The 9,238-nt window shown below is 52.0% G+C and carries 11 protein-coding genes and 1 pseudogene; 7 read left to right on the top strand and 5 right to left on the bottom strand.

Annotated features, from left to right (window positions below; genetic code table 11):
* Positions 1-89 precede the first annotated feature (89 nt).
* Complete coding sequence (locus G535_RS0106470; RefSeq protein WP_034727831.1) at positions 90-1,634, top strand: YifB family Mg chelatase-like AAA ATPase; 1,545 nt, start codon at positions 90-92, stop codon at positions 1,632-1,634.
* Here G535_RS0106470 and ltaE read toward each other — a convergent pair.
* Positions 1,620-2,630 carry a low-specificity L-threonine aldolase gene (gene ltaE / locus G535_RS0106475; protein ID WP_026861319.1) on the bottom strand — a complete coding sequence of 337 codons (1,011 nt, stop codon included), beginning with the start codon at positions 2,628-2,630 and terminating at the stop codon, positions 1,620-1,622. The genes G535_RS0106470 and ltaE overlap by 15 nt on opposite strands.
* 8 nt (positions 2,631-2,638) lie before the next feature.
* Positions 2,639-3,238 (bottom strand): hypothetical protein, encoded by a 600-nt coding sequence (locus G535_RS0106480; RefSeq protein ID WP_051206999.1) that lies wholly within the window; start codon positions 3,236-3,238, stop codon positions 2,639-2,641.
* 158 nt (positions 3,239-3,396) lie between these two features.
* Here G535_RS0106480 and G535_RS0106485 point away from each other — a divergent pair, with 158 nt between their 5' ends.
* From G535_RS0106485 to G535_RS0106500, 4 genes are all read left to right on the top strand, one after another.
* A complete protein-coding gene (locus G535_RS0106485) occupies positions 3,397-4,368 on the top strand; it encodes a PLP-dependent cysteine synthase family protein (protein ID WP_026861321.1) in 972 nt (323 codons plus the stop codon).
* 3 nt (positions 4,369-4,371) lie between these two features.
* Entirely contained in the window at positions 4,372-5,535 is a 1,164-nt protein-coding gene (locus tag G535_RS0106490) for a cystathionine gamma-synthase (RefSeq protein ID WP_026861322.1), read from the top strand.
* Between the two features lie 93 nt (positions 5,536-5,628).
* Complete coding sequence (locus tag G535_RS0106495) at positions 5,629-5,838, top strand: hypothetical protein (RefSeq protein ID WP_026861323.1); 210 nt, start codon at positions 5,629-5,631, stop codon at positions 5,836-5,838.
* 17 nt (positions 5,839-5,855) lie between these two features.
* Positions 5,856-6,290: a VOC family protein gene (locus G535_RS0106500; RefSeq protein WP_026861324.1), complete on the top strand. Its 435-nt coding sequence runs from the start codon at positions 5,856-5,858 to the stop codon at positions 6,288-6,290.
* Positions 6,291-6,311: 21 nt separating this feature from the next.
* Here G535_RS0106500 and G535_RS0106505 read toward each other — a convergent pair whose 3' ends face one another.
* The gene (locus G535_RS0106505; protein WP_034727833.1) at positions 6,312-7,232 is read right to left on the bottom strand and encodes a threonine ammonia-lyase; all 921 of its coding nucleotides are present in this window, start codon (positions 7,230-7,232) and stop codon (positions 6,312-6,314) included.
* Positions 7,233-7,332: 100 nt separating this feature from the next.
* On the opposite strand from G535_RS0106505, the gene G535_RS0106510 reads away from it, so the two are divergent.
* A complete protein-coding gene (locus G535_RS0106510; protein ID WP_241970457.1) occupies positions 7,333-7,950 on the top strand; it encodes a YjaG family protein in 618 nt (205 codons plus the stop codon).
* Here G535_RS0106510 and G535_RS0106515 read toward each other — a convergent pair.
* Entirely contained in the window at positions 7,947-8,234 is a 288-nt protein-coding gene (locus G535_RS0106515) for a DUF1145 domain-containing protein (RefSeq protein WP_026861327.1), read from the bottom strand. The genes G535_RS0106510 and G535_RS0106515 overlap by 4 nt on opposite strands.
* Positions 8,234-8,851: a 16S rRNA (guanine(966)-N(2))-methyltransferase RsmD gene (gene rsmD, locus G535_RS0106520; RefSeq protein WP_026861328.1), complete on the bottom strand. Its 618-nt coding sequence runs from the start codon at positions 8,849-8,851 to the stop codon at positions 8,234-8,236. Before rsmD ends, G535_RS0106515 begins: the two co-directional genes overlap by 1 nt.
* A 122-nt stretch (positions 8,852-8,973) precedes the next feature.
* Here rsmD and G535_RS14185 point away from each other — a divergent pair.
* Positions 8,974-9,238: pseudogene (locus tag G535_RS14185) on the top strand (signal recognition particle-docking protein FtsY); the annotation flags it as partial.

The raw sequence follows: 9,238 nt of genomic DNA on the forward strand, positions 1-9,238 counted from the left end.
TTACAAAACAATCCGTTGTGCCGTGCTAGTGCGACTGGGCAACCCACTTTACAGTAGGGTTCTGATACCCAATTGCACAAGGAGTGTGCATGACAACCCTCAGCATTGCCCGTGTGTTTACGCGTGCGCTTTATGGCATGGAAGCGCCGTTGGTGACGGTTGAAGTCTGCCTTGCCAGCGGTTTACCTGCTTTTGCTGTCGTTGGTCTGCCGCAGGCAGGTGTGCGTGAAGCTCGTGATCGCGTGCGCTCAGCTATTCAAGCCAGCACCTTTGAGTTCCCGCGCGGGAAAAAAATCACTGTCAATTTGGCTCCGGCTGATTTGCCTAAACATGGGGCGCGCTACGATTTAGCGATTGCCATTGGTATTTTGGTGGCAGACGGTCAGTTGAGTGAGCGCGCCGTCGTTTCACGTGAGTTTTATGGTGAGTTAACCTTAAGCGGCGACTTGCGCGGAGTCACTGGTATTCTCCCGGCCATGCTAGCCTGCCGTGCGCAAGGGCGTGAAGCCGTGGTGCCCCTAGCCAACGCTCAGGAAGCCGCGGTGGTGCAACAGCAGCAGTGTGTGGCGGCAGAGAGTTTACGTGACGTGGTCGCACATTTACAGGGCCCTGATGGATTGCCGTTATTACAGCCGTTGCCGCTTGATGACAGCGCTGAGGTAGGGGGTGATCTCGCTGATGTCATCGGTCAGGAGCAGGCCAAACGCGCCTTGGTGTTGGCGGCCATGGGTGGCCATCATTTGCTCTTTGTTGGCCCACCGGGTACTGGTAAAACTATGCTGGCGCAGCGGTTACTGGGGCTGCTACCGCCGTTGACTGATGCCGAAGGGTTGCAAGTGGCGGCCATTCGCAGTGTTGCAGGTACCTCGTTTAGTGAAGAAAGCCCGAGTGCCTGGCGTGCACGGCAGTTGCGTACGCCGCACCATTCCTGCTCTGCCGCAGCACTGGTGGGTGGCGGCTCGCCACCGCAACCGGGAGAGATCTCACTTGCACACAAGGCCATTTTGTTTTTGGATGAACTGCCGGAATTCTCCCGTCATGTGTTGGATTCCCTGCGCGAACCGCTCGAGTCCGGGCAGGTCACCATTAGCCGGGCGGGCTATCAAGCAACTTTCCCAGCGCAGTTTCAGTTGGTATGTGCGCTGAACCCCTCGCCGTGCGGGCATTTTGATGGCACCTTGGCGAGTGCTCGTGCGACACCAGACCAAATCAGTCGCTATTTAGGCAAGCTTTCTGGCCCCTTGCTGGATCGCATTGATATGCAGGTGGCGGTGCCACGACAGCCTGAGGTATTGCAACAACAGGTCCGGCGACAACCGCCGCAGTCTCCACAACTACGTCAAGACGTTGCCGCTGTCCGAGCGTTGCAACTGCAACGGCAGGGCTGCTTGAATGCGGAGCTCAAAGCGGCTGAGCTGGCGCAGTACTGCCGTCTCGAAGATGAAGACCATCAGTTTCTGGTGAGTGCTATCGACACTTTTCAATTATCGCATCGTGCGTATCACAGGGTGTTGCGGTTGGCGCGCACCATCGCCGATGCTGCGCAGCAATCACAAATTAGCAAATCCCACCTCGCTGAGGCCCTGAGCTATCGGGCTTTAGACCGCTTACTGCAGCAACTACGCGAGCTCTAATGCCGTGCTAAAGGCACTGATGAGATGGGGAATGCTGGTGCTGGGGATGCCTAAGTGGGTCACTAAGCGAAGACGCTGGGAGGAACCTACGATGATATCCATTTTGCGTAACTCGGCACTCACTTTTTGCGCAACCTCCGCTGACGGATAGTTGATGTAGACCATGTTGGTTTGCGCTGGCTCGACGTTTAGCGACGGTAATTGTGCAAGACCTGCGGCAAGTGCTTCAGCATTGGCATGATCTTCTGCTAACCGCGCCACGTGATGATCAAGGGCATAGTCCATTGCGGCGGCAATGACACCCGCTTGACGCATACCACCGCCGAGCATTTTACGCCAACGATGGGCGCGCTCAATAAAAGCACGATCACCCACCAACACGGAACCAATCGGTGTACCTAACCCCTTTGAGAAGCAAATTGACACACTGTCAAAAGGTGCACAATGTTGGTGCAATGAATCACCTGTGGCGACCACTGCATTGAACAAGCGTGCACCATCAAGGTGCAATTGTAATTGATGGCGATTCACCAGTTCCCGCGCCTGCGCGATATACTCTGCCGGAATAACTTTGCCGGTATGGGTATTTTCCAGCGCCAATAAGCGGGTGATCGGGAAATGCGGGTCATTGGGCTTAATGCGCTTCTCGACAGCGGCTAAATCGAGGGTGCCATCGGCTTCAATTTCAAAGGGTTGGGGCACGATGCCACCGAGTACCGCAGCGCCGCCAGCTTCGTAGCGATAGGTGTGGTATTCCTGTCCTACTAAATACTCTTCGCCGCGTTGACAGTGGCTAAGTAAAGCCAACAAATTAGTTTGTGTGCCACTACTGGCAAGCAAAGCGGCTTCTTTGCCGGTCATATCCGCCATGCGTTGTTGCAGGGCGTTAATGGTCGGGTCGTCACCAAAGACATCATCGCCCACAGGAGCAGCTGCCATGCGCTCACGCATGGCAGCTGTGGGTTGAGTGACGGTATCGCTACGTAAATCTAGCAGCACTTCGCTTACTCCTCTGCTGAATAGCCCCAAGCTGCAGGTGGCTCGGCGATAGGATTACTAAGGTCAACTGCAACAACGAATTCTCGGTTCGGACGGGTAAGTTCGTAGTACATGGTGTTTTCGTCAAAGGAGACGATCCAGGTATTCGCAGTTGAAACATCTAAGCCATTGGCTTTGAACAAAGCTTTGCTTGGCTCATCTACTGGGAAGGCTTGCATTTCTGCGCTACCCATCGCTACGGTGTGGCCACCATAAGGCGATACGGCATCAGGCGTGCCATCTTCATGCAGATGAATGTGCTGGAAGTCGAGCCCTTGCTCGGTGCGGGTCAACACCCAGGTACGCGAGCGGTCTTCACCAACGTGCAGCGGCATGCGAATGGTGTTGGCTTCACAGTCACGAATATGGACCACAAGGTCTTGTTGCCAAGCTTCACTGGCTTGGTTGTCTTTAATGACTTTGGCAGCAAAAGATTTACCGCAGTAAGGGGAAAATTGGGCGAAAAATGCGTCCTGCGGCTCCACTGATTGCGGCTGACATGCCGTCATTATTGAGGCAACAGCAGCGATCGACGCGGCTTTGAAGAAAAGGTTAGCGCGTAGCATGATGATTCCTTGAGTCATGTTAGAAACGACTAATGTGCCATAAGTTATAGCAAAAAGCATGGACTCTTGGTGCGATAAAAGCACACCTCAGGTTGGCATCTTGTGGGGCCATCGTGCGATAATGCAGCAACTTTGAAAATGACAATGGAAATCAGCGTATGCGCGTCTATCAGAACGTTTTAGAAATGATCGGTAACACGCCGATGGTGAAAGTCACCAACTTAGACACTGGGCCTTGCGAGCTCTACTTAAAACTCGAGATGATGAATCCAGGCGGTTCCATTAAAGACCGCATCGCTGTGAGTATGATTGAAGTTGCTGAGCAGCAAGGACAATTGCAGCCGGGGATGACCATCATTGAAGCGACTGCCGGTAATACGGGGTTAGGTTTAGCTTTGGTTGCGGCGAGTAAAGGCTATCCGTTGAAGATTGTGATGCCTGACAAAATGTCGGCAGAAAAAGTAAACAACCTCAAAGCCATGGGCGCCGAAGTGTTACGTACCCGTTCAGATGTGCAGAAAGGTCATCCTGAGTACTATCAAGACGTGGCGGCGCGTCTTGCCGAAGAAAACGGCTATTTTTATGTGAATCAGTTCGCCAACGAAGCGAACGTTGCGGCGCACTACACCACCACCGGGCCAGAGATCTGGAACCAAATGGAAGGCAACCTCGATGCGTTTGTCTGTGGTGTCGGTTCAGGCGGTACCTTGACTGGGATCGGCCGCTATTTACGTGAGCAAAACGGCGCAATTGATTTAGTGCTCGCGGATCCAGAAGGCTCGATTCTCGAACCATTGGTGAATCGCGATGAAGAGGTTGAGGCGGGGAGCTGGTTGGTTGAAGGTATCGGTGAAGACTTTATTCCTGATATTTGCGATATCAAATTGGCCAACAAAGCCTATGCTGTGAGCGATAAAGATGCGTTCCACACCGCTCGTGAGTTGTTGGTGAAAGAGGGCGTAATGGTCGGTTCATCCAGCGGTACCTTGATTACTGCGGCATTGCGTTACTGTCGTGAGCAAACCGAACCGAAGCGCGTGGTTACTTTGGCGTGTGATACAGGTAATCGTTATCTATCAAAACTTTATAATGATGAGTGGATGGCCGCTCAACATCTGCTGGAGGAGTAAGTCATGGCAGACGCTAAGAAAATGAAATTCGCAACCAAAACCATTCATGGTGGTCAGGCACCCGAGCCGGCAACCGGTGCGGTAATGCCGCCAATTTTCACCAGCTCGACCTATATTCAGGAAAGCCCTGGTGTGCATAAAGGTTTTGAGTATTCTCGCTCACATAACCCGACGCGTTTTGCTTGGGAGCGTGCGGTTGCGAGTCTTGAAGGTGGTCAACACGGGTATGCGTTTGCTTCAGGTATGGCGGCAACGTCGACCATTATGGAACTGCTCGATAGTGGCGACCACGTGATTGCCATGGATGATCTTTATGGTGGTACTTTCCGTCTGTTCGACAAAGTCCGTGGACGGTCAGCGGGGCTGGCATTCTCGTATGTAGATTTGAGTGATATCGATGCCATTGCAGCAGCGGTTACCGACAAGACGCGCATGATTTGGGTCGAAACGCCAAGTAATCCGATGCTGAAGCTGGTCGACATCAAAGCGATCACTGCACTTGCCAAAGCGCACAATATTTTGGTGGTGGTGGATAATACGTTCGCGACGCCATACAACCAGCGTCCACTGGAGCTTGGTGCAGATATCGTGATGCATTCAGCAACCAAGTACCTTAACGGTCACTCTGATATGGTCGGTGGTATTGCCGTAGTTGGTGACAACGCTGATTTAGCCGAGCGTATGGCATTTTTACAAAACTCTGTCGGCGCTGTCGCGGGGCCTTTTGATAGCTACTTGGCATTACGTGGTGTGAAAACGTTAGCAATTCGTATGAAGGCGCACAACGAAGCGGCGTTGACTATTGCGAAGTGGCTTGAGCAACATCCTGCTGTAGAGCAAGTGATTCATCCAGGCCTCGAAAGTCATCCGCAGCATGCGTTAGCGAAAGAGCAAATGTATGGCTTTGGTGGCATGATCTCGATTTTGCTAAAAGGTGATATCGAAAAAGCGCGTCGTTTCCTTGAAAAAGTAGAGATTTTTGCCCTTGCCGAGAGCCTCGGTGGGGTGGAAAGCTTGATTGAACACCCAGCGATTATGACCCATGCTTCGATTCCAAAAGAGAATCGTGAGAAGTTAGGTATTTTGGATAACTTCGTGCGGATTTCCGTCGGTATCGAAGACGTCGACGACTTGATCGCTGACCTCGATCAAGCGCTAGCTGACTGATATTTCAAGAATATTTACACTCTTTTACAATTGCATGAAGTTACGGTAGGCTAACTCCACGATAAAAACAGACATAAAAACAAGGGTTATCCTATGCCTCTTAGCCTACTTTTATTACAAGGTTTAGTGGCGGCATTGTTGTTTTATGTGCTGGTCGGTCAACATCACCGTCAGCCATTGTGGAGTATGCTTGCCGTACTAATGTGTGGAATGGTTCCACCGGTCAATTGGGCCGTTTTATTGGTTGCTGTGGGTGCCAGAATGTGGCGTCGTCCAGCACCTGTTATGCGTGTGAAACATTAACCAACGTTGAGCCATTGATGAGCACTGTCGATTCTGTTGTACGACCTTTTCACTTAGCAATCCCTGTCGACGATCTTGTTCGCGCGCGCGAATTCTACGGCACTGTCCTTGGTTGTGCCGAAGGTCGTTCAGCGGAACAATGGATTGATTGGAATTTCTTTGGTCATCAGTTGGTCACCCATGTTGCACCAAAACCTGCCGAGCAGCCTCATCATAATCCAGTCGATGGACATGCCGTACCAGTTCCCCATTTTGGTGTGGTGTTGACGATGAGCGATTGGCAGCAATTGGCCGAGCGTGTGCGTGCGCATGACATTGCGTTTGTGATTGAACCTTATGTCCGTTTTGCCGGTGAGCCTGGCGAACAGGCGACCATGTTCTTTTACGATTTCAGCGGCAATGCGCTGGAATTCAAAGCCTTTAACGATTTAGCTCAGTTATTTGCAACGTAACTGAGCTAACCTGCGCCCAAGTCAACTCGGGCGCTTTACGTTCCCCCCGCTAATCACAACTCCTACGTGTTTTTCGGCAAACAGTTCTGGATAGCGCTGGATCGCAGCGATGACTGTAGCTGATGAGGGTTCTACCCACATGCCTGTACAGTCATCAACCAAGTGCTGCGCGTCGACGACTTGCGCGTCACTCACGAGTAAAATGTCTGCGACATTTGCTTGGATCACTGCAAACGGATGTTCACCGACACTGGTCAGCAAACCGTCACAAATACTTGTTGGCGGCATCGCTGGTTGTAAGCGACCGCTTTGGAGCGACTGATAACCATCTGCGGCTAATTCTGGTTCGATGCCATAGCATTTTGCGCCATAGTGTTTGGCTACCACACTACTCCCGCTGAGGAGACCGCCACCGCCAAGGGGGGTGAGCAACACAGCTAAATCTGGGTAGTCTTCGAATAACTCAAGGGCAGCGGTACCTTGGCCGGCCATAATATGAGGGTGGTCGTACGGTGGTATCACCTGTTGTTGGGCGGCGCGCTGGGCATCAATGAAAGCTTCACGTGCAGGCATGCCAGCTTCAATAGGAATAATGTTGGCGCCAAAATCGAGCATATTCTGCCGTTTCAGTGGCGAGGCATTGTGCGCAACGCCAACAGTGACTTGCACGCCAAGCAATTGGCCTGCGGCCGCAAGGCCAGCACCATGATTGCCTGACGAGACGGTGACCACGCCGGCGGCGCGTTGCTCCGGTGAAAGCTGTAATAGCGCATTGCAAGCGCCTCGAAATTTGAAGGCACCGCTTTTTTGCAAGTGTTCACATTTGAGATAAACCTTGCAGTTGAGAGCACTATTCAGTGCATCCGACTGCACCACCGGGGTACGTTTAACCCTTGCTGCGATACGGTCTGCAGCGGCACTAACATCAGAAAATTGCAGCATGTTCACCCTCCTAGTGACATCAATAGAGGCAGTCTAACCCGTAGTCTTGCAGCACACTAGCATGTATCATGTAACAAAATCTTAGTCGTGAGTATGTATTGTGGCGTTAAATACCTTTCAACGTTTTCGCGAGTTACCGTTCGCCTATCAAGTGTTTGCTGCGCTGTATTTGTGCGAGCGTATGTATCCAAATTATGAGTTGTTTCATCAGGTCACGGGCTTTGGCGATCCTAAGCCATTACGTGGCGCACTGAATGCTTGCTGGGACTGGAGCTGGCAGGGCAAAAAGGTGAAGGTCAACTTTGCCCGCTGGCAAGAAAAAGTCGATGAAGTGACGCCAAGTGAGCACGGACATGACATGCTGGGCGTTTATCCTGCGATGGACGCCTGCACCGCGATTAGTATTATGTTGCAGGGCCTGATGGATGCTAACGGCGCCGATTTAGTGAGTGTGGCCAAGGTCTCGCAAGCCGGGGTTGCTAAGTTCCTTGAACTTACCGAAGGTGCTGAGCTCGATGCTGAAGCACAACGTCAGCTCGTAAGTGAACACGAATTAGCCGTTTACGAAGTTGAAGTACAACAAGCGCTGCTAGATTTTCTAGAAGCCATGCAAGCTCAACCACCAAGTCAACTCATGGTGAGGCAGTTACAAGAGATGGTGGTGACCGAAGGGATCACCAACATCGGCATGGAACGTGATAGCGAGAACGAAAGCTAATCCGTTTGGGGAGGTTGGCGTTTGGCTTGCGCTTGGACAATGGCCATCCAACCAACGACGCCGAAGGCGACAATTTGCCAATAGTCGCCGCGGCGCCATTGAATGTGTTCGCGATAGACTGTGGCGAACATAAGTAACTGCACCAAATGCAGGCCGAGCAATAAAAACAGTAAGATCAAAAACAGCGCGAAGCCCTTGCCGGGGAACGGCCAGACCAAGTTCGCAATCATTGCGCCCCAAACAATGGCAAATAAGCCGCGGCCAAGCCAGATCGTGGTAGTCATTAAGAGTCCTCTTCTGCTGCAACGCGAAACAAACGTGAGCAGAGTTGCCCCGTCACTTTTTCGCGTTGTAATTGCCATTGTTCTGGAACATCCAGTGGCCATTCTTTTTCAGTTTCTAAGTAAATCCAACTGCCGCCATGCACATAACCGTTCTGTTGCAATAACTGACAACAGGGGGCAGCTAAGTTACTGCGAAACGGTGGATCAATAAAGACGATGTCGTAGGCGCTGGCAGCGGGCTGCGCTAACCATTTCAGTGCGTCAGTGGCGATGACTTCGCTGTGGCCATGACATTGCGCATTCAAAACACCAAGGTGGCGCTTGAGCATAGCTACTGCCGCATGCTGTTGTTCGAGCAGCGTCACTGCGCTGGCACCGCGCGAGAGTGCTTCAAGCCCAAGTGCACCGGTACCAGCGAAAACATCCAAACAACGTTGCTCGGCGATTTCAAATTGTAACCAGTTGAACAGCGTTTCACGCACACGGTCAGTGGTCGGGCGCAAGCCGGGTAGATCAGCAATCGCGAGCTTACGGCCACGCAGGGTGCCGCCGATAATACGGAGTTGACCACTGCCTTGTGCTGGTGATGATTTCTGCTTGTTTGCCCTGCGCCGCATGCTAAAGTAGCCCTCAAGAATCGAATACCACCGCGCAGGCACAGATGCCTAGAAACGATGGACATGTTAAACTGGCGCCATTGTAAACTGACTCGCAGTGAACTTCCAAAGGTAAACAGGGCATGGGTAAAGGATCATTTTTTTCGCGATTTCTCAAAAAGAAAGATAAAAAAGTAGAACAAGCAGTTGAGGAATCGGTTGTCGAACAACAGGATCAGACAGAAGCGGAAGAGACTGCTGAACAACCAACACCAACCTCAGTAGCGGCAACGGTAGCGCATGATGCGTCAGAGATTTGTGCGCAAGTCACCGCTGAAAGTGTTGCTGCGGCGCAAGAACCAGTAGACTCCTTGCCAGAGCCAGAGCCAGAGCCAGAGCCAGAGCCAG

This window comes from Pseudidiomarina sediminum DSM 21906 (genome assembly GCF_000423165.1).
GTDB lineage: Bacteria > Pseudomonadota > Gammaproteobacteria > Enterobacterales > Alteromonadaceae > Pseudidiomarina > Pseudidiomarina sediminum.

Excerpts from the sequence above, each read along its gene's own strand:
- G535_RS0106470 (WP_034727831.1), top strand. The coding sequence starts at position 90 with ATGACAACCCTCAGCATTGCCCGTGTGTTTACGCGTGCGCTTTATGGC.
- G535_RS0106480 (WP_051206999.1), bottom strand. The coding sequence starts at position 3,238 with ATGCTACGCGCTAACCTTTTCTTCAAAGCCGCGTCGATCGCTGCTGTT.
- G535_RS0106485 (WP_026861321.1), top strand. The coding sequence starts at position 3,397 with ATGCGCGTCTATCAGAACGTTTTAGAAATGATCGGTAACACGCCGATG.
- G535_RS0106490 (WP_026861322.1), top strand. The coding sequence starts at position 4,372 with ATGGCAGACGCTAAGAAAATGAAATTCGCAACCAAAACCATTCATGGT.
- G535_RS0106495 (WP_026861323.1), top strand. The coding sequence starts at position 5,629 with ATGCCTCTTAGCCTACTTTTATTACAAGGTTTAGTGGCGGCATTGTTG.
- G535_RS0106500 (WP_026861324.1), top strand. The coding sequence starts at position 5,856 with ATGAGCACTGTCGATTCTGTTGTACGACCTTTTCACTTAGCAATCCCT.
- G535_RS0106505 (WP_034727833.1), bottom strand. The coding sequence starts at position 7,232 with ATGCTGCAATTTTCTGATGTTAGTGCCGCTGCAGACCGTATCGCAGCA.
- G535_RS0106515 (WP_026861327.1), bottom strand. The coding sequence starts at position 8,234 with ATGACTACCACGATCTGGCTTGGCCGCGGCTTATTTGCCATTGTTTGG.
- rsmD (WP_026861328.1), bottom strand. The coding sequence starts at position 8,851 with ATGCGGCGCAGGGCAAACAAGCAGAAATCATCACCAGCACAAGGCAGT.